Below are 19,963 nucleotides of genomic sequence, written 5' to 3'. Positions count from 1 at the left end.
AAAGTCTTTTCTTAATTCTAAAAGTGTGCTATACTAGAATAGTCAATAAAACACGGGGAGATAGTTGTGAAGAGTGTTTTTAGGTTGTATCGGTAGGGGCTTGCTTTTACCGACAGCACGTTTTATCTCACATCCCTAAAAATCATACCTAAAAACAAACAAAAAGGCTTCAAATTTGAGGCCTTTTTTGGTAGAATAGGTATCATTAAAATGAACTAGGAGGCGCCTATGACTGCTACAAAAATGAACGCACAAGAAATTATTCAATTTATCGCCAATGCTGAAAAGAAAACCAGTGTTAAAGTAACCTTTGAGGGACAACTCGCGACTGCTGTACCTAGCTCTGTTGTCAAACTAGGGAATGTCCTATTTGGAGACTGGAAAGATGTGGCTCCTCTTCTCGATGGTTTGGTAGAAAATCAAGATTATGTTGTCGAGCAAGATGCTCGTAATTCTGCAGTTCCTTTGCTAGACAAACGTGCTATCAATGCTCGTATTGAGCCGGGTGCCATTATCCGTGACCAGGTTGAAATTGGTGACAATGCTGTTATCATGATGGGAGCAGTCATCAATATCGGTGCTGAAATCGGTGCAGGGACCATGATTGATATGGGGGCTATCCTTGGTGGCCGTGCCATCGTTGGGAAAAACAGTCACGTTGGTGCAGGTGCGGTTCTTGCAGGTGTGATTGAGCCAGCTAGCGCAGAACCAGTCCGTGTTGGAGACAATGTTCTCATCGGTGCCAATGCAGTAGTTATCGAAGGAGTCCAAATCGGTAGTGGTTCAGTTGTCGCAGCAGGAGCTATTGTTACCCAAGATGTCCCAGAAAACGTGGTAGTAGCAGGTGTTCCAGCTCGTATCATCAAAGAGATTGATGCCCAAACCCAACAAAAAACAGCGCTAGAAGATGCGCTTCGTACCTTGTAATTGTAAAAGAAAAATAGAGGCGGAACTCTTTTCCAGCCTCTTTCTGCTATATAGGAGGATAGATAGATGTTAGATTTGATTCAAACAAGACGAGATTTGCACCAGATTCCAGAGATTGGATTGGAGGAGTTCAAGACTCAGGCTTATTTGCTAGATGTGATTGAAAAATTGACTGCGGGCAAGGAGTTTGTCCAAGTTCGGACTTGGCGGACAGGTATTTTGGTTTATTTGCAGGGAAGTCAGCCAGAGCGTACTATTGGTTGGAGAACAGATATTGATGGTCTGCCTATCGTTGAACAAACAGGATTCCCTTTCGCTTCTCAACATCAAGGTCGGATGCATGCCTGTGGCCATGATTTTCATATGACTATTGCCTTGGGCTGTCTTGAGAGCGCCCTTGAGGAGCAACCGAAAAATAATCTGCTCTTCCTTTTTCAACCTGCGGAAGAAAATGAAGCTGGTGGTATGCTCATGTATGAGGATGGCGCTTTTGGAGACTGGCTACCAGACCAGTTTTATGGTCTCCATGTTCGGCCGGATTTGAAGGTTGGTCAGATTGCGACCAATACCCATACACTCTTTGCTGGGACTTGCGAGGTGAAGATTCGTTTCAAAGGCAAAGGAGGACACGCAGCCTTTCCACATGAAGCTAATGACGCCTTGGTGGCGGCTAGTTACTTTGTGACCCAGGTGCAGTCAGTTGTCAGCCGCAATGTTAATCCAATCGAGGGAGCAGTGGTGACCTTTGGTCTTTTCCAAGCCGGAACAACCAACAATGTCATCACAGACACAGCCTTTTTACATGGAACTATTCGGGCCTTGACTCAAGATATGAGTCTCTTGGTGCAAAAGCGGGTCAAAACAGTTGCAGAAGGAGTTGCAGCAGCCTTTGATATGGAAGTCGAAGTCGAACTCAAACAAGGTGGTTACTTGCCTGTTGAGAACAATCCAGCCTTGGCGCGTGAACTGATGGACTTCTTTGAAGAAAAAGACGGAATTGAGTTGATTGATATTGAGCCTGCTATGACAGGTGAGGACTTTGGTTACCTCCTTTCAAAGGTTGATGGCGTGATGTTTTGGCTAGGTATCGATAGTCCCTACGCCCTTCATCACCCTCAGATGAGTCCTAAGGAAGAAGCCTTAGCTATTGGGGTGGATGCGGTCTCTAGTTTCCTGAAAAAGAAGGCAGCAGAGTAGAGGGATTGTCTATGAAATCGGAATTACGTAAGCAAGTCTTGCAAGAAATGAAGGCTATATCTCAAGAGCAAAAACAGGCTATAGACCAAGCTTTAACCGAGCGATTGTTACAACACCCCTTTTACCAAGAAGCTAAGGTCATCGCAAGCTACCTCTCTTTTCCTCACGAATTTCAAACGCAGGAATTGATTGAGCAGGCGTTGAAGGACGGCAAGAAGGTTCTGATACCTAAAACCTATCCCAAGGGGCGCATGGACTTTGTAGTCTATGATCCGCAGCAGTTGGTAAAAACTTCCTTTGGCCTACTGGAGCCACAGGGGGATTTGGAAGTGGTGGATGCTTCCCAGATTGATTTGATTCATGTTCCTGGCTTAATTTTTACGACGAAAGGGTATCGGATAGGATACGGTGGAGGCTATTATGACCGCTATCTGGAACATTTTTCTGGTCATACTTTGAGTACGGTTTATCCTTGTCAAATTCAGGACTTTATACCTGAAAAGCATGATATTCCTGTTCAGGAGGTTCTGATTGATGAAGGAAATCTTTGATAGACGTTACCCTGTGACGAGTTTCTTCCTTTTAGTGACGGCCTTGGTGTTTCTATTAATGCTGGTGACTACAGGTGGAGACTTTGACAGGGCGGATACATTATTTCGATTTGGAGCCATGTATGGGCCGGCTATTCGCCTCTTTCCTGAGCAGGTTTGGCGTCTCTTCTCTGCCATTTTTGTTCATATTGGGTGGGAACATTTCATTGTCAATATGCTTTCGCTATATTATCTTGGTAGGCAAGTAGAGGAGATTTTCGGATCCAAGAAGTTTTTCTTCCTCTATCTTTTATCAGGAATGATGGGTAATCTCTTTGTTTTTGTATTTAGTCCCAAATCCTTAGCTGCAGGAGCCTCTACCTCTCTTTATGGGCTATTTGCTGCAATTATTGTTCTTCGCTATGCAACTCGCAATCCTTATATCCAGCAGTTGGGTCAATCTTATCTGACTCTTTTTGTGGTTAACATTATTGGAAGTGTTCTGATTCCAGGAATCAGCCTAGCAGGTCATATCGGTGGTGCAGTCGGTGGTGCATTTCTAGCAGTTATCTTTCCAGTCCGAGGCGAAAGACGGATGTATAGAGATAGTCAGAGACTGGTAGCGGTAGTCTTGTTAGTAGGACTCGCAGTCTTGCTTTTCTACAAGGGAATGGTGTTGTGACGGCTAATATGTAAACTTGAATAAGAAAAAAGCTACTTAAAAATGAGTAGCTTTTAATGTGATTTGAAACCATTCGAAACAACATAGCTCTAAAAATAAGTCTTTGTGTGTAGATGATTTGAGAAAGTGAGCGCCCATTCTATCGCGAAGAAGTCATTTGTAAAAAGGTTTTTTTGCAGAAAATTGAGAATGGTGTGCTTTTTTATTTCTTTTGTATCGTAAGTTTCTAGAATATAGTGTTGTATCAGTCTTGTTATATATTTTAAAAATAGAAAATGTTATAATATTAGAAATTGATTGAAGAATTATTAGAATAAAAGAGGTGTAAAGTTGGAAAATTGTGTTTACATTATTTCAGGCCCCCCAGGCGTTGGGAAAAGCACAGTCAGTAAGGAGTTGGCCTATTCTTTTAAGAAAAGTGCAGTAATTGAAGGCGACATGATTTATTTAATGATTAAAGGAGGACTCGTGGCTCCTTGGGAAGATGAAGGCTATTACATGGATTTGTTTTGGGACAATATCATCAGCTTGACCAATAATTTTATAACTCGAGGCATCTCTGTCGTAATAGAGTATGTCATTTTTGAATACCAACTGAAGAAAATTGCTTCTTTCTTAAAAGAAAAACAAATTGGTCTAAAATATTGTGTCTTAATGGCCGAAGAAAAAACCTTGAAAGATAGGGATGGTTCTAGAAAAGAAATTGAAAGAGTGGGCAACTTATCAATACAAGCAAGAAGTGAGTTTCTAGCTAAAAATAAGGAAAAGGAAAAACATTTTCTGTATACAGATGATTTAGACGTCCCCAAAATAGCAAATATCATTAAAACTTCAAATCGATTTTTGATTGAAAATCTGTAATCCATCATTAAGGACCGAAGTTGAGTTGGTAGATTTAGAGACATATCTCATAAATCTTTAAATTGTATGTAAATTTGTAAAATAATTAAGTCTCCAGAGTCAACTTGCTGGAGACTTAATTTATTAACTGGAAACTAATTCTATTCCCTCTCAGCCAATTCTTTTCCAAGTTGGATAAGGTAATCTTTCAAGTCATCTTTGACTTGTGGGTGCTTGAGAGCGTAGTCAATAGATGTTTTCATAAAGCCAAACTTATCCCCAACGTCGTAACGAGCTCCTGTAAATTCACGGGCGAAAACACGTTGTGTTTTATTAAGTGTATCAATAGCGTCGGTAAGCTGGATTTCATTTCCAGCACCGGGAGCTTGATTTTCGAGGATCTCAAAAATTTCTGGTGTGAGCAGATAGCGTCCGATGATTGCCAAATCACTTGGAGCATCTTCTGGAGCTGGTTTTTCTACGAAAGTTTCGACGCTATAGAGACCATTAATTCCTTCACCTTGAGGAGCGATAACTCCATATGCTGAAACGTCTTCATGAGGAACAGGCATAACAGCAATTGTTGATGCGTGAGTTGTCTCGTAATCGTTCATCAATTGTTTTGTCAAAGGAACAGCGTGGTCATCTGTGATATCCATTAGGTCGTCACCAAGCATGACAACGAAGGGTTCATTCCCCACAAAAGCTTTTGCTTGTAAGACAGCATCTCCAAGACCACGAGGATGGCTTTGACGGATAAAGTGAAGGCGAATGCCAGTTGTTTCGTCTACCAATTTGAGCAAGTCATGCTTGCCTTTTTCTTTGAGGTTGTATTCAAGCTCAAAGTTTGAGTCAAAGTGGTCTTCAATAGAACGTTTTGATTTACCAGTAACAACCAGAATATCTTCAATACCTGATTTAAGAGCTTCTTCTACGATAAACTGGATAGTTGGTTTATCTACAATTGGTAACATTTCTTTAGCAAGGGCCTTTGTTGCTGGTAAAAATCGAGTTCCAAGCCCAGCGGCAGGGATGACTGCCTTTCTAACTTTTGATGTCATAAGAATCCTTTCTCTAGAGGGTTAAGACCACTCATTTTCTGCTTTAAATTCATTGTTCATGATGTCATAAATGGCATCTTTGATATTGGTTCCGTGGTAGATAACTTGGTAAATGGCCTGTGTAATTGGCATATAGACTCCAAGTTCTTGCGCTAGTTCATAGGCTGCTCGAGTCGTTGAGATTCCTTCAATCACCATGCCCATATTGGCTTCGATATCAGCTAGAGATTCTCCTCGTCCGAGAGCATCTCCAGCTCTCCAGTTACGAGAGTGGATGGAGGTTCCTGTTACAATCAAATCTCCTACACCAGATAAACCACTATAGGTCAGTGGACTGGCCCCGAGTGCTACCCCTAGGCGGGTTATTTCTGCCAAGCCTCGAGCGATGATGGCTGCCTTGGCATTGTCACCAAATCCCAGACCATGTAAGGCTCCAGCACCGACAGCAATAATATTTTTGAGAGCACCAGCGGTTTCGACCCCGATAACATCCGTATTGGTATAAAGTCGGAAGTAGTGATTGCTAAAGAGCTCCTGAACGTATTGAGCTGTTTGTAAATCTTTAGAAGCAGCAGTGATTAAAGTTAGGTCACGCACAATGGTCTCTTCTGCATGACTAGGACCTGAAACAACGACGATATCACTACGGAGGTGTTCAGGAATTTCTTCTTCAAGGATGGTTGATAATCGTTTATGGCTATCAGGCTCTAATCCCTTTGATGCGTGCATGATGATAGCCTTATGGTCTAAGGTTTTTGCAACTTGTTGGGCAACAAGTCGTGTCACTTTTGTTGGGACAACAAACAAAATCGCATCTACATCTTTCAGTGCCTCTGCTAAGTCAGTGTAGGCAATGATATTTTCATCTAGAACGACATCTTTAAAGTAGTGCTTGTTAGTATGATAGGTATTAATTTCATTGATTTGCTCGGGAAGATTTCCCCAAATACGTACCTCGTGTCCATTGTCATTTAAGACTTGTGAAAGGGCAGTTCCCCAAGAACCAGGCCCCAAGACGGCGATGGTTTGTTTTTTCATGTTTTCCTCCTTGATAGAGTTCTCTTTTTATTTTATCACATTCTAGGGGATTTTGCACTTGCATTGCTGGGGAGTGGTAGCTTTGTTACTTGAAAAATATACAAAAACAGAGCCTAAGTATTAAACTCTCAGGCTCGGTTTTTATATTCCTTAAAAGAATAGCTCGGTTTATTTCAATTGATCTGTAATGTCTTTTGATAGCAACATTCCCAGATGATAAGTTTTATTGATGTAAGCAATGACATCATTGATATTTTCAGTCGTGTGAATTTTCTCTTTGATATCAGTCCTAAATGTTTCATCCTTCAAAAGTTGTTCTTGGTAGAGCCTTTGAAGTCTCTCCTTCTCGTACTTATTGAGCAGAAAAAGGAACACCAAGCTAATTACAACGAGGATATAAGCATATTGGCTCATAGAATATCTCCCTGTATGATAAAGAAGTAGTAGTGAGTAGATTGAATTAGTGAAGCGCCTAACCAAATCCCTGATAGGGTTTGACATTCGTTGCTTAGATTGCCTTGCATTCTAGTGACTTGAAGATTGCCACCAGCCACTAAGCCAATTAATAGATTTGGTTGACCAATTTAGTGAAGCGTTTAGGCAAGTGTCTCTGGTTACGACGTAAAGAAACATAAATCGATAATATTTATGTTTCTTTACTAGTGAAGTGCCTAGCCAAATTCCTGACAGGATTTGGCGTTAGTTACTTAGATTGCTTTGCAATCAAGTAACTTTGGTGATTTACATCTTCTCTGGCGCTTCTACTCCGAGCAAGCGAAGGACTTCTTTGAGAACGACTGCTGTTGCGTAGCTGAGGGCTAGACGGCTGTCGCGTTCTGGGCTTTCATCCAAGATGCGTGTATGTGCATAGTACTTGTTGAAGGCTTGAGCCAGGCTAATTGCAAATTTAGCAATGATAGAAGGTTCAAAGTTATCCGCTGCACGGTTGATAATACGTGGGAAGTCTTGGATAAGTTTAATGATTTCCCAGCTTTCAGCATCATTCAGGCTGTAGTTGCTAGCTGTTTCTGGTTTGAAATCGGCTTTGCGTAAGATAGATTGGATACGAGCGTAGGCATATTGAACGTAAGGTCCAGTTTCACCCTCGAAGGATACCATAGCTTCTAGGTCGAAGTCATATCCGTTTGTACGGTCAGTCTTGAGGTCATAGAATTTAATGGCTCCAACCCCAACAGCATGCGCTACCTGATCTTTATTTTCAAGTTCAGGATTTTTAGCTTCGATTTGGGCCTTGGCACGACTAACAGCCTCTGCAACAGTAGGCTCTAGCAGGATGACATTCCCTTTACGGGTAGAGAGTTTCTTCCCTTCTTTTGTAACCAAACCAAAAGGAACGTGAGTAATGTCGTTACTCCAGTCGTAGCCCATCTCTTGCAAGACAGCTTTGAGCTGTTTAAAGTGGGCAGATTGCTCTTGACCAACTACGTAGATAGATTTAGCAAATTGGTATTCGTTTTTACGGTAAAGGGCTGCAGCCAAGTCACGTGTAATATAGAGAGTTGCACCATCAGATTTCTTAATAAGGGCTGGATGTTCAATTCCATATTTCTCAAGATTCACAACTTGGGCACCTTCTGACTCAACAAGAAGGCCTTTTTCAGAAAGAAGGTCTACAACTGAATCCATCTTATCGTTGTAGAAGGCTTCTCCATTGTAGCTGTCAAATTCGACTTGCAATTCATTGTAAAGGCGGTTAAATTCCACCAAACTTTCATCACGGAACCATTGCCAAAGTGCAAGAGCTTCCTCGTCTCCATTTTCAAGTTTACGGAACCATTCGCGTGCTTCTTCATCCAAGCTAGGGTCATTTTCAGCCTCAGCGTTGATGCGGACATAGAGTTTAAGAAGTTCATCGATTGGATGAGCTTTTACAGCTTCTTCGTCGCCCCATTTTTTGTAGGCAACAATCAACATCCCAAACTGTTTACCCCAGTCTCCCAAATGGTTGACCTTGACCGTTTGATAACCGATTTTTTGGAAAATATGTGACAAGCTATCTCCGATAACAGTTGAGCGTAGGTGACCAATAGAAAATGGTTTAGCGATATTGGGACTAGACATGTCGATAACAACATTTTCTTGTTTGCCAATAGTTTGGTCAGCATAGTGTTCTTTTTGAGTGATAACAGCTTGCAATACTTGAGCAGAAATGGCAGATTTATCAAGGAAAAAGTTAACGTAAGGTCCTGTTGCAACTACCTTTTCAAAGGCTTGACTGTTAATTTTTTCAGCCAGTTCAGCCGCAATCATTTGAGGCGCTTTACGTTCGACTTTAGCAAGAGAAAAAGCAGGGAAAGCAATGTCTCCCATTTCTGAGTTTTTAGGGGTTTCCAGTAAATTTAAAATAGCCTCTTGGTCCAGGCTATCAATGACGCTAGCCAATTCGCTAGCAATCAATTCTTTTGTATTCATTAAGAGCTCCTTTTTGGACTTTTCTACTATTTTATCACAATTTTAAAGAAAGAAGAAAAAATTTTTGAAATCTCCTATTTTTTTGGTATAATATAGTTATAAAATTAGTTATAAATATGCATATAAGAGGATTTTATGAGAAAAAGAGATCGTCATCAGTTAATAAAAAAAATGATTACTGAGGAGAAATTAAGTACACAAAAAGAAATTCAAGATCGGTTGGAGGCGCACAATGTTTTTGTGACGCAGACAACCCTGTCTCGTGATTTGCGCGAAATCGGCTTGACCAAGGTCAAGAAAAATGATATGGTGTATTATGTACTAGCAAATGAGACAGAAAAGATTGATTTGGTTGAATTTTTGTCTCATCATTTAGAAGGTGTTGCAAGAGCAGAGTTTACCTTGGTACTTCATACCAAATTGGGAGAAGCCTCTGTTTTGGCAAATATTGTAGATGCAAACAAGGATGAATGGATTTTAGGAACAGTTGCTGGTGCCAATACCTTATTGGTTATTTGTCGAGACCAGCACGTTGCCAAACTCATGGAAGATCGTTTGCTAGATTTGATGAAAGATAAGTAAGGTCTTGAGAGTCGCTCTCAAGACTTATTTTTGACAAGGAGAGACGGAAAATGGCGACAGAGAAGCTATCACCCGGCATGCAACAGTATGTGGATATTAAAAAGCAATATCCAGATGCGTTTTTGCTCTTTCGGATGGGTGATTTTTATGAATTATTTTATGAGGATGCGGTCAATGCTGCGCAGATTCTGGAAATTTCCTTAACGAGTCGCAACAAGAATGCCGACAATCCGATTCCTATGGCGGGTGTCCCCTATCATTCTGCCCAGCAGTATATAGATGTCTTGATTGAGCAGGGCTATAAGGTAGCTATCGCAGAGCAGATGGAAGATCCTAAACAAGCAGTTGGGGTTGTGAAACGAGAGGTTGTTCAGGTCATTACGCCAGGGACAGTGGTCGATAGCAGTAAGCCAGACAGTCAGAACAACTTCTTGGTTGCTATAGATCGAGATGGCAATCAATTTGGCTTAGCTTATATGGACCTGGTGACGGGTGACTTTTATGTGACAGGTCTTTTGGATTTCACGCTGGTTTGTGGGGAAATCCGTAATCTCAAGGCGCGAGAAGTGGTGCTGGGTTATGACTTGTCTGAGGAAGAAGAACAAATCCTCAGTCGTCAGATGAATCTGGTGCTTTCATATGAAAAAGAAGGCTTTGAAGACCTTCATTTACTGGATTCACGATTGGCATCTGTGGAGCAAGCGGCATCTAGTAAATTGCTCCAGTATGTTCATCGGACTCAGATGAGGGAATTGAACCACCTCAAACCTGTTATCCGCTATGAAATCAAGGATTTCTTGCAGATGGATTATGCGACCAAGGCTAGTCTGGATTTGGTTGAGAATGCTCGTTCAGGCAAGAAGCAAGGCAGTCTTTTCTGGCTTTTGGATGAAACCAAAACAGCCATGGGTATGCGTCTCTTGCGGTCTTGGATTCATCGCCCCTTGATTGATAAGGAACGAATTATCCAACGTCAAGAAGTGGTGCAGGTCTTTCTCGACCATTTCTTTGAGCGTAGTGATTTGACAGACAGTCTCAAGGGTGTTTATGATATTGAGCGCTTGGCTAGTCGTGTTTCTTTTGGCAAAACCAATCCCAAGGATCTCTTGCAGTTGGCGACCACCTTGTCTAGTGTGCCAAGGATTCGTGCGATTTTAGAAGGGATGGAGCAACCTGCTCTAGCCTATCTCATTGAACAACTGGATGGAATCCCTGAGTTGGAGAGTTTGATTAGCGCAGCGATTGCTCCTGAAGCTCCTCATGTGATTACAGATGGGGGAATTATCCGAACTGGATTTGATGAGACCTTAGACAAGTACCGTCGCGTTCTCAGAGAAGGGACTGGCTGGATTGCTGAAATTGAATCAAAGGAGCGAGAAAATTCTGGTATCAGTACGCTCAAGATTGACTACAATAAAAAGGATGGCTACTATTTCCATGTGACCAATTCGCAACTGGGAAATGTGCCAGCTCACTTTTTCCGCAAGGCGACGCTGAAAAACTCAGAACGTTTTGGAACCGAAGAATTAGCCCGTATCGAAGGAGATATGCTGGAGGCGCGTGAAAAGTCAGCAAACCTAGAGTATGAAATTTTTATGCGCATCCGTGAGGAAGTCAGTAAGTATATCCAGCGTTTGCAGGCTCTAGCTCAAGGAATTGCGACAGTTGATGTCTTACAGAGTCTGGCGGTTGTGGCTGAAACCCAGCATTTGATTCGGCCAGAGTTCGGAGAGGATTCGCGAATTGATATCCAGAAAGGGCGCCATGCTGTCGTTGAAAAGGTTATGGGGGCTCAGACCTATATTCCAAATACGATTCAGATGGCAGAAGATACCAGTATTCAACTGATTACGGGGCCCAATATGAGCGGAAAGTCAACCTACATGCGTCAGTTAGCCATGACGGCGGTTATGGCTCAGTTGGGTTCTTATGTGCCAGCAGAAAGCGCCCATTTACCGATTTTTGATGCAATCTTTACCCGTATCGGAGCAGCAGACGACTTGGTTTCAGGTCAATCAACCTTCATGGTGGAGATGATGGAGGCCAACAATGCCATTTCGCATGCGACCAAGAACTCTCTCATTCTCTTTGATGAATTGGGACGGGGAACTGCAACTTATGATGGTATGGCTCTTGCTCAGTCCATCATCGAATACATCCATGAGCATATCGGAGCCAAGACCCTCTTTGCGACCCACTACCATGAGTTGACCAGTCTGGAGTCCAGCTTGGAACACTTGGTCAATGTCCACGTGGCAACTTTGGAGCAGGGTGGGCAGGTTACCTTCCTTCACAAGATTGAACCAGGTCCAGCTGATAAATCCTATGGTATTCATGTTGCCAAGATTGCTGGCTTGCCAGCAGACCTTTTAGCAAGGGCGGATAAGATTTTGACTCAGTTAGAGAATCAAGGGACAGAAAGTCCTGCTCCTATGAAACAAACAAGTACTGTCTCAGAACAAATTTCACTATTTGACACGCCTGCAGTGCATCCTATCCTAGCAGAATTAGCTAAACTAGATATTTACAATATGACACCTATGCAGGCTATGAATGTCTTGGTCGAGTTAAAACAAAAATTATAAAGAATGAATTACTTGTCATTCTAGCTGTATCAAGGATACTTCTTTGACAAGTCCCCACTTTTTTGCTAGAATAGCATCACACAAACAGAATGAAAAGGAGCTGACACATTGTCGCTCCCTTTTGTCTATTTTTTAAGGAGAAAGTATGCTGATTCAGAAAATAAAAACCTACAAGTGGCAGGCCTTGGCTTCGCTTCTGATGACAGGCTTGATGGTTGCTAGTTCACTTTTGCAACCGCGTTATCTGCAGGAAGTCTTAGACGCCCTACTTGCTGGGAAATATGAAGCTATTTATAGTATCGGGGCTTGGTTGATTAGTGTGGCTTTGGTCGGTCTGGTTGCTGGTGGGCTCAACGTTGTCCTCGCAGCCTATATTGCCCAAGGAGTTTCATCTGACCTTCGAGAGGATGCCTTCCGTAAAATCCAAACCTTTTCTTATGCTAATATTGAACAATTTAATGCGGGAAATCTAGTCGTTCGCATGACAAATGATATCAACCAGATTCAGAACGTCGTAATGATGACCTTTCAAATTCTTTTCAGACTTCCCCTCTTGTTCATCGGTTCGTTTATCCTGGCGGTTCAAACCCTACCTTCTCTGTGGTGGGTGATTGTTCTCATGGTGATCTTAATTTTTGGTTTGACTGCTGTCATGATGGGGATGATGGGTCCTCGTTTTGCCAAGTTTCAAACCCTGCTTGAACGCATCAATGCCATTGCTAAGGAAAATCTGCGCGGTGTTCGTGTGGTCAAGTCCTTTGTCCAAGAAAAAGAGCAATTTGCTAAGTTTACGGAGGCTTCAGATGAGCTTCTTGGTCAAAACCTTTACATTGGTTATGCCTTTTCAGTAGTGGAACCTTTTATGATGTTGGTTGGTTATGGGGCGGTATTCCTCTCTATTTGGCTAGTTGCGGGGATGGTTCAGTCGGATCCGTCAGTTGTTGGCTCCATTGCTTCCTTTGTCAATTACCTAAGCCAGATTATCTTTACCATTGTTATGGTTGGATTTTTGGGAAATTCTGTCAGTCGTGCTATGATTTCTATGCGTCGTATTCGAGAAATTCTTGATGCAGAGCCAGCCATGACCTTCAAGGATATGCCAGATGAAGAGTTGGTCGGCAGTCTTAGCTTTGAAAATGTGACCTTTACCTATCCAATGGACAAGGAACCGATGCTGAAAGATGTGAGCTTTACTATTGAACCTGGTCAGATGGTTGGTGTAGTTGGAGCCACTGGTGCAGGAAAATCAACTTTGGCTCAATTGATTCCACGTCTCTTTGACCCGCAGGAAGGGGCTATCAAAATCGGAGGCAAGGATATTCGAGAAGTGAGTGAAGGAACCCTGCGTAAAACAGTTTCCATCGTTCTCCAACGTGCCATTCTCTTCAGTGGAACGATTGCAGATAACTTGAGACAGGGTAAGGGAGATGCTACTCTATTTGAAATGGAACGCGCAGCTAATATTGCCCAAGCCAGCGAATTCATTCATCGTATGGAGAAAACCTTTGAAAGTCCGGTTGAGGAACGGGGAACCAATTTCTCTGGTGGGCAAAAGCAAAGGATGTCGATTGCGCGTGGGATTGTCAGCAATCCACGTATTCTGATTTTTGACGATTCGACCTCAGCCTTGGATGCTAAGTCAGAGCGCCTTGTTCAAGAAGCCTTGAATAAGGACTTGAAGGGAACGACAACTATTATCATCGCGCAAAAGATTAGCTCGGTTGTCCATGCAGACAAGATCTTGGTTCTAGATCAAGGACGATTGATTGGTCAAGGTACGCATGCAGACTTGGTTGCCAACAATACCGTTTACCGTGAAATCTATGAAACACAGAAAGGGAAGGAGGAGTAAAATGAAGACAGTTCAATTTTTTTGGAATTATTTTAAAGTCTATAAGCTTTCATTTGTAGTTGTTATCCTGATGATTGTTCTGGCAACTCTTGCCCAAGCCCTCTTTCCGGTCTTTTCTGGACAAGCAGTGACGCAGCTAGCTAATTTAGTTCAAGCTTATCAAGATGGCAATCCCGAACTTGTTTGGCAAAGTCTATCAGGAATCATGGTCAATCTTGGTCTGCTGGTTTTGGTTCTATCTATCTCTAGTGTGATATACATGTGTCTCATGACACGCGTGATTGCAGAGTCGACCAACGAGATGCGCAAAGGCCTCTTTGGTAAGCTTGCTCGCTTGACGGTTTCTTTCTTTGACCGCCGACAAGATGGCGATATCTTGTCTCGTTTTACCAGTGATTTGGATAATATCCTCCAAGCCTTTAACGAAAGCTTGATTCAGGTCATGAGCAATATTGTTTTATACATTGGTCTGATTCTTGTCATGTTTTCGAGAAATGTGACGCTGGCTCTCATCACCATTGCCAGCACACCAGTTGCCTTCCTCATGCTGATTTTTATTGTAAAAATGGCACGCAAATACACCAACCTCCAGCAAAAAGAGGTAGGGAAACTCAACGCCTATATGGACGAGAGTATTTCAGGCCAAAAAGCCGTGATTGTGCAAGGTATTCAAGAGGATATGATGGCAGGATTTCTTGAACAAAATGAGCGCGTGCGCAAGGCAACCTTTAAAGGAAGAATGTTCTCAGGAATTCTTTTCCCTGTCATGAATGGGATGAGTCTGGTCAACACAGCCATCGTCATCTTTGCTGGTTCAGCTGTACTTTTGAATGATAAGTCTATTGAAACAAGTACAGCCCTAGGTTTGATTGTTATGTTTGCCCAATTTTCACAGCAGTACTACCAGCCTATTATTCAAGTTGCGGCAAGTTGGGGAAGCCTTCAGTTAGCCTTTACAGGTGCTGAACGGATTCAGGAAATGTTTGATGCAGAGGAAGAAATTCGACCTAAAAATGCTCCGACCTTCACTCAGTTGCAAGAAGGTGTTGAAATTAGTCATATTGATTTTTCATACTTGCCTGATAAACCCATTTTGAAAGATGTCAGCATTTCTGCTCCTAAAGGCCAGATGACAGCGGTTGTTGGTCCGACTGGGTCAGGGAAAACGACTATTATGAACCTCATCAATCGCTTTTATGATGTTGATGCTGGTGGGATTTATTTTGACGGTAAAGACATCCGTGACTATGATTTAGATAGTCTCAGAAGCAAGGTGGGAATTGTCTTGCAAGATTCGGTCTTGTTTAGCGGAACGATTCGAGACAATATCCGTTTTGGTGTGCCAGATGCTAGTCAAGAAATGGTTGAGGCAGCAGCCAAGGCAACCCATATTCACGACTACATCGAAAGCTTGCCTGATAAGTACGATACTCTTATAGATGATGACCAGAGCATCTTCTCGACAGGACAAAAGCAATTGATTTCTATCGCTCGAACCCTGATGACAGATCCAGAGGTTCTCATTCTCGATGAAGCCACTTCGAACGTAGATACTGTGACAGAAAGCAAGATTCAGCATGCCATGGAGGCGGTTGTAGCAGGCAGAACTAGTTTCGTCATTGCCCATCGTTTGAAGACTATCCTCAATGCAGACCAGATTATTGTCCTTAAAGATGGAGAAGTCATTGAACGCGGTAGCCACCATGAACTCTTGAAACTGGGTGGCTTCTATTCAGAACTCTATCACAATCAATTTGTTTTTGAATAAGAAAAAAGTTGTCCCCTTGGGCAGCTTTTTCTTGTCCATAAAAAATATTTATCACAGCCTTAAAAAAAACATATTAGACGAAAGTCATTTTGAGTGATATGATAAGACTATCGTTAACATTCGAAAGGAGAGGCATCATGGCTAGAACGGTTGTAGGAGTTGCTGCAAATCTATGTCCCGTAGACGCAGAGGGCAAAAACATTCATTCATCTGTATCTTGTAGATTCGCAGAGAGCATTCGTCAAGTCGGTGGTCTCCCTTTAGTCATTCCTGTTGGTGATGAGTCAGTTGTTCGCGATTATGTAGAAATGATTGACAAACTTATCTTGACAGGCGGTCAAAATGTCCATCCTCAGTTTTATGGAGAGAAAAAGACCATCGAGAGTGATGATTACAACCTAGTGCGTGACGAATTTGAATTGGCGCTCTTGAAAGAAGCGCTTCGTCAGAATAAACCAATCATGGCAATCTGTCGCGGTGTCCAACTTGTCAATGTTGCCTTTGGGGGAACTCTCAATCAAGAAATCGAAGGCCACTGGCAAGGACTACCTTTCGGGACATCTCATTCTATTGAGACAGTAGAAGGAAGTGTGGTGGCTAAGTTATTTGGAAAAGAAAGTCAAGTTAATTCCGTTCATCGTCAGAGTATTAAAGATTTGGCACCTAATTTCCGTGTAACTGCTATTGACCCAAGAGACCAGACCATCGAAGCGATTGAGTCTATCGATGAGCACCGCATTATTGGTTTGCAGTGGCATCCAGAGTTTCTGGTTAATGAAGAAGATGGCAATTTAGAATTATTTGAGTATTTATTGAATGAACTGTAACGACTGGAACATCTAGTCGTTCTTTCTTTTATTTTTTCAAAATTTTTGGAATGTGGGATTTTTACGCAAACGTTTGAATTCTGATAAAAATTGGAGAAATTCGACAAAAAACTTGAAAAAAACGAAGGTAAGCGTTATGATAGAAAAGAAGAAATATTGGAGGAATAACATGTCACATATTAAATTTGATTATTCAAAAGTTTTAGACAAATTTGTTGCACCACATGAAGTGGAATACATGCAATCACAAGTAACAGCAGCAGATGAATTGATCCGTAAAGGAACTGGTGCTGGTAGCGACTTCTTGGGATGGTTGGACCTTCCTGAAAACTATGACCGCGAAGAATTTGACCGCATCTTGAAAGCTGCTGAGCAAATCAAATCAGACAGCGATGTTTTGGTTGTAATCGGTATCGGTGGATCTTACCTTGGTGCGAAAGCAGCAATCGACTTCTTGAACCACCACTTTGCAAACTTGCAAACAAAAGAAGAACGCAAGGCTCCACAAATCCTTTACGCAGGAAACTCAATCTCATCTACTTACCTTGCTGACTTGGTAGAGTACGTAGCTGACAAAGACTTCTCGGTAAACGTGATTTCTAAATCAGGTACAACAACTGAACCAGCTATCGCTTTCCGTGTCTTCAAAGAACTTTTGGTTAAGAAATACGGTCAAGAAGAAGCAAACAAACGTATCTATGCAACAACTGACCGCCAAAAAGGCGCTGTTAAGGTTGAAGCAGATGCTAACGGTTGGGAAACATTTGTTGTTCCAGATGATATCGGTGGACGCTTCTCAGTATTGACAGCCGTTGGTTTGCTTCCAATCGCAGCATCAGGAGCTGACATCAAAGCCCTTATGGAAGGTGCGAATGCAGCTCGCAAAGACTACACTTCAGATAAAATCTCTGAAAACGAAGCTTACCAATACGCAGCAGTTCGTAACATCCTTTACCGTAAAGGCTATGCAACTGAGATCTTGGTAAACTACGAGCCATCACTTCAATACTTCTCAGAATGGTGGAAACAATTGGCTGGTGAATCAGAAGGAAAAGACCAAAAAGGTATCTACCCAACTTCAGCCAACTTCTCAACTGACTTGCACTCACTTGGTCAATTTATCCAAGAAGGAACTCGTATCATGTTTGAAACAGTTGTCCGTGTTGACAAACCTCGTAAAAACGTGATTATCCCTAGCTTGGAAGAAGACCTTGATGGACTTGGTTACCTTCAAGGAAAAGACGTTGACTTTGTAAACAAAAAAGCAACTGACGGTGTTCTTCTTGCCCACACAGATGGTGATGTACCAAACATGTACGTGACTCTTCCAGAGCAAGATGCTTTCACTCTTGGTTACACAATCTACTTCTTCGAATTGGCTATCGCTCTTTCAGGTTACTTGAATGCTATCAACCCATTTGACCAACCAGGTGTTGAAGCTTACAAACGTAACATGTTTGCCCTTCTTGGAAAACCAGGATTTGAAGAATTGAGCAAAGAACTTAACGCACGTCTATAATAGAAGAAAAGAGTGGCTTGTCCACTCTTTTTACTCTCTTTATCCATAGAAATTGGCCTCAGCCAAGACTTGTGATATAATATAGAGAGCAAAAAGGCAGACGCCTAGATACTTTATAGGAGAAACTATGTCAAAAGATATCCGCGTACGTTACGCACCAAGTCCAACAGGACTACTACACATCGGAAATGCTCGTACAGCATTGTTCAACTACCTTTACGCACGTCATCACGGTGGAACTTTTATTATCCGTATCGAAGATACTGACCGTAAACGACATGTTGAGGACGGTGAACGTTCACAGCTTGAAAACCTTCGTTGGTTAGGCATGGATTGGGATGAAAGCCCAGAAACACATGAAAACTACCGCCAGTCTGAACGCTTGGACTTGTATCAAAAATACATCGATCAATTGCTAGCTGAAGGAAAAGCCTATAAATCTTACGTTACAGAAGAAGAGTTGGCAGCTGAACGCGAACGCCAAGAAGCAGCTGGTGAAACACCTCGTTACATCAATGAATACCTTGGTATGAGTGAAGAAGAAAAAGCAGCTTACATCGCAGAACGTGAAGCTGCTGGGATCATCCCAACGGTTCGTTTGGCTGTTAATGAGTCAGGTATCTACAAGTGGCATGATATGGTCAAAGGTGATATCGAATTTGAAGGTGGCAATATCGGTGGTGACTGGGTTATTCAAAAGAAAGACGGTTACCCAACTTACAACTTTGCCGTTGTTATCGATGACCACGATATGCAAATCTCTCACGTTATCCGTGGAGATGACCACATTGCTAATACACCAAAACAGCTTATGGTTTATGAAGCACTTGGTTGGGAAGCTCCAGAGTTCGGTCACATGACCTTAATTATCAACTCTGAAACTGGGAAAAAATTGTCTAAACGTGACACCAACACCCTTCAGTTTATCGAAGACTACCGTAAAAAAGGTTATTTACCAGAAGCAGTCTTTAACTTTATTGCTCTTCTTGGTTGGAACCCAGGTGGCGAAGATGAGATTTTCTCTCGTGAAGAATTGATTAAACTTTTCGATGAAAACCGCCTCAGCAAGTCTCCTGCAGCCTTCGATCAGAAAAAACTTGACTGGATGAGCAATGACTATATCAAGAATGCAGATCTTGAAACCATCTTTGAAATGGCAAAACCATTCCTAGAAGAAGCGGGTCGATTGACAGACAAGGCTGAAAAATTAGTTGAGCTATATAAACCACAAATGAAATCAGTAGATGAGATTATCCCATTGACAGATCTCTTCTTCTCAGATTTCCCAGAATTGACCGAAGCAGAGCGTGAAGTCATGGCGGGTGAAACAGTCCCAACAGTTCTTGAAGCCTTTAAAGCAAAACTTGAAGCGATGACAGATGCAGAATTTGTGACAGAAAATATTTTCCCACAAATCAAAGCTGTCCAAAAAGAAACAGGTATTAAAGGGAAAAATCTTTTCATGCCTATTCGTATTGCTGTTTCAGGTGAAATGCATGGTCCAGAATTGCCAGATACGATCTTTTTGTTAGGCCGTAAAAAATCAATCCAGCATATCGAAAATATGTTAAAAGAAATCTCTAAATAAGAAGGATGTAATAATGGACATCTGGGAAAAGATGTACGAAGAAGCACAGAAATTATATAATCCACATGAAGTATCTGATTTTGTTTATGCTAACCATGTCGTAGCCGCAGTAGAAGCAGAAGATGGACAAATATTTACAGGTTTCTGTATGGAGGGAACCTGTGGTGTTTTCCATCTCTGCGCAGAGCGTGCGGCACTCTTTAATATGTATCAATTCTCGGGACAAACTAAAGTTAAAAAAGTCTTAGCTTTTCGAGACAAACCACCTTATGGTGGAAGTTCAGCCATGCCTTGCGGTGCCTGTAGAGAATTCCTTTTAGAGCTTAATGCTGAAAATAAAGATGCAGAATTCATGATGGACTACGATAGAAGAAAGACGGTGAAAATCGCAGAACTAATCCCATATTGGTGGGGAGAAGAACGTGCTTCTAAGTTTAATAATCAATAGAAGAGTCAGTATAATTCTGGCTCTTTTTACTTAATTTGAAAAAAGATAAAAAAAGTTGTTGACAAGTTAGAAAAAGTCTGTATAAT

17 protein-coding genes are annotated in these 19,963 nt (G+C 41.9%); 13 read left to right on the top strand and 4 right to left on the bottom strand.

All coding sequences use genetic code 11. The features are described from left to right. Positions 1–228: 228 nt before the first annotated feature. From dapD to JQ843_RS04945, 5 genes are all read left to right on the top strand, one after another. Positions 229–927 carry a 2,3,4,5-tetrahydropyridine-2,6-dicarboxylate N-acetyltransferase gene (dapD, locus tag JQ843_RS04965; RefSeq protein WP_000127460.1) on the top strand — a complete coding sequence of 233 codons (699 nt, stop codon included), beginning with the start codon at positions 229–231 and terminating at the stop codon, positions 925–927. Positions 928–993: 66 nt separating this feature from the next. After that, positions 994–2,124 carry an N-acetyldiaminopimelate deacetylase gene (locus tag JQ843_RS04960; RefSeq protein ID WP_203213042.1) on the top strand — a complete coding sequence of 377 codons (1,131 nt, stop codon included), beginning with the start codon at positions 994–996 and terminating at the stop codon, positions 2,122–2,124. 11 nt (positions 2,125–2,135) lie between these two features. After that, positions 2,136–2,675, top strand: a complete 540-nt coding sequence (locus tag JQ843_RS04955; protein WP_203213041.1) for a 5-formyltetrahydrofolate cyclo-ligase — start codon at positions 2,136–2,138, stop codon at positions 2,673–2,675. Beyond that, positions 2,659–3,336: a rhomboid family intramembrane serine protease gene (locus JQ843_RS04950; protein ID WP_203213040.1), complete on the top strand. Its 678-nt coding sequence runs from the start codon at positions 2,659–2,661 to the stop codon at positions 3,334–3,336. Before JQ843_RS04955 ends, JQ843_RS04950 begins: the two co-directional genes overlap by 17 nt. 330 nt (positions 3,337–3,666) lie before the next feature. Then, the gene (locus JQ843_RS04945; protein ID WP_203180033.1) at positions 3,667–4,197 is read left to right on the top strand and encodes a nucleoside/nucleotide kinase family protein; all 531 of its coding nucleotides are present in this window, start codon (positions 3,667–3,669) and stop codon (positions 4,195–4,197) included. 140 nt (positions 4,198–4,337) lie between these two features. On the opposite strand, the gene galU is transcribed toward JQ843_RS04945, so the two are convergent. From galU to argS, 4 genes are all read right to left on the bottom strand, one after another. Continuing rightward, entirely contained in the window at positions 4,338–5,237 is a 900-nt protein-coding gene (gene galU, locus JQ843_RS04940; protein ID WP_203180034.1) for a UTP--glucose-1-phosphate uridylyltransferase GalU, read from the bottom strand. A gap of 21 nt (positions 5,238–5,258) precedes the next feature. Next, positions 5,259–6,275, bottom strand: coding sequence for an NAD(P)H-dependent glycerol-3-phosphate dehydrogenase (locus JQ843_RS04935; RefSeq protein WP_203213039.1), 1,017 nt, complete (start codon positions 6,273–6,275; stop codon positions 5,259–5,261). 168 nt (positions 6,276–6,443) lie between these two features. Beyond that, entirely contained in the window at positions 6,444–6,689 is a 246-nt protein-coding gene (locus JQ843_RS04930) for a hypothetical protein (RefSeq protein ID WP_049532292.1), read from the bottom strand. A gap of 327 nt (positions 6,690–7,016) precedes the next feature. Further along, positions 7,017–8,708 (bottom strand): arginine--tRNA ligase, encoded by a 1,692-nt coding sequence (gene argS / locus JQ843_RS04925; RefSeq protein WP_203213038.1) that lies wholly within the window; start codon positions 8,706–8,708, stop codon positions 7,017–7,019. 135 nt (positions 8,709–8,843) lie between these two features. Between argS and argR the strand changes: the two genes are divergently transcribed. From argR to JQ843_RS04885, 8 genes are all read left to right on the top strand, one after another. After that, a complete protein-coding gene (argR, locus tag JQ843_RS04920) occupies positions 8,844–9,290 on the top strand; it encodes an arginine repressor (protein ID WP_001231476.1) in 447 nt (148 codons plus the stop codon). Between the two features lie 50 nt (positions 9,291–9,340). Next, the gene (mutS, locus tag JQ843_RS04915; protein ID WP_203213037.1) at positions 9,341–11,875 is read left to right on the top strand and encodes a DNA mismatch repair protein MutS; all 2,535 of its coding nucleotides are present in this window, start codon (positions 9,341–9,343) and stop codon (positions 11,873–11,875) included. 145 nt (positions 11,876–12,020) lie between these two features. Beyond that, on the top strand, positions 12,021–13,727 hold the full coding sequence (gene patA, locus JQ843_RS04910; RefSeq protein ID WP_203213036.1) for a multidrug efflux ABC transporter subunit PatA: 1,707 nt from the start codon (positions 12,021–12,023) through the stop codon (positions 13,725–13,727). Position 13,728: 1 nt separating this feature from the next. Then, entirely contained in the window at positions 13,729–15,495 is a 1,767-nt protein-coding gene (patB, locus tag JQ843_RS04905; protein ID WP_203213035.1) for a multidrug efflux ABC transporter subunit PatB, read from the top strand. 137 nt (positions 15,496–15,632) lie between these two features. Then, entirely contained in the window at positions 15,633–16,322 is a 690-nt protein-coding gene (locus JQ843_RS04900) for a gamma-glutamyl-gamma-aminobutyrate hydrolase family protein (RefSeq protein WP_000124770.1), read from the top strand. A gap of 169 nt (positions 16,323–16,491) precedes the next feature. Next, the gene (locus tag JQ843_RS04895) at positions 16,492–17,841 is read left to right on the top strand and encodes a glucose-6-phosphate isomerase (RefSeq protein WP_000018268.1); all 1,350 of its coding nucleotides are present in this window, start codon (positions 16,492–16,494) and stop codon (positions 17,839–17,841) included. A 127-nt stretch (positions 17,842–17,968) separates the two neighbouring features. Next, entirely contained in the window at positions 17,969–19,429 is a 1,461-nt protein-coding gene (gene gltX, locus JQ843_RS04890) for a glutamate--tRNA ligase (protein WP_203213034.1), read from the top strand. A 13-nt stretch (positions 19,430–19,442) separates the two neighbouring features. Beyond that, positions 19,443–19,877 (top strand): cytidine deaminase family protein, encoded by a 435-nt coding sequence (locus tag JQ843_RS04885; RefSeq protein WP_203213033.1) that lies wholly within the window; start codon positions 19,443–19,445, stop codon positions 19,875–19,877. Positions 19,878–19,963: the final 86 nt, after the last annotated feature.

The organism is Streptococcus mitis, assembly GCF_905187495.1.
GTDB lineage: Bacteria > Bacillota > Bacilli > Lactobacillales > Streptococcaceae > Streptococcus > Streptococcus mitis_CU.
The sequence above is the reverse complement of the archived record's forward strand: the minus strand, read 5'-3'. Positions and strand labels throughout refer to the sequence as shown.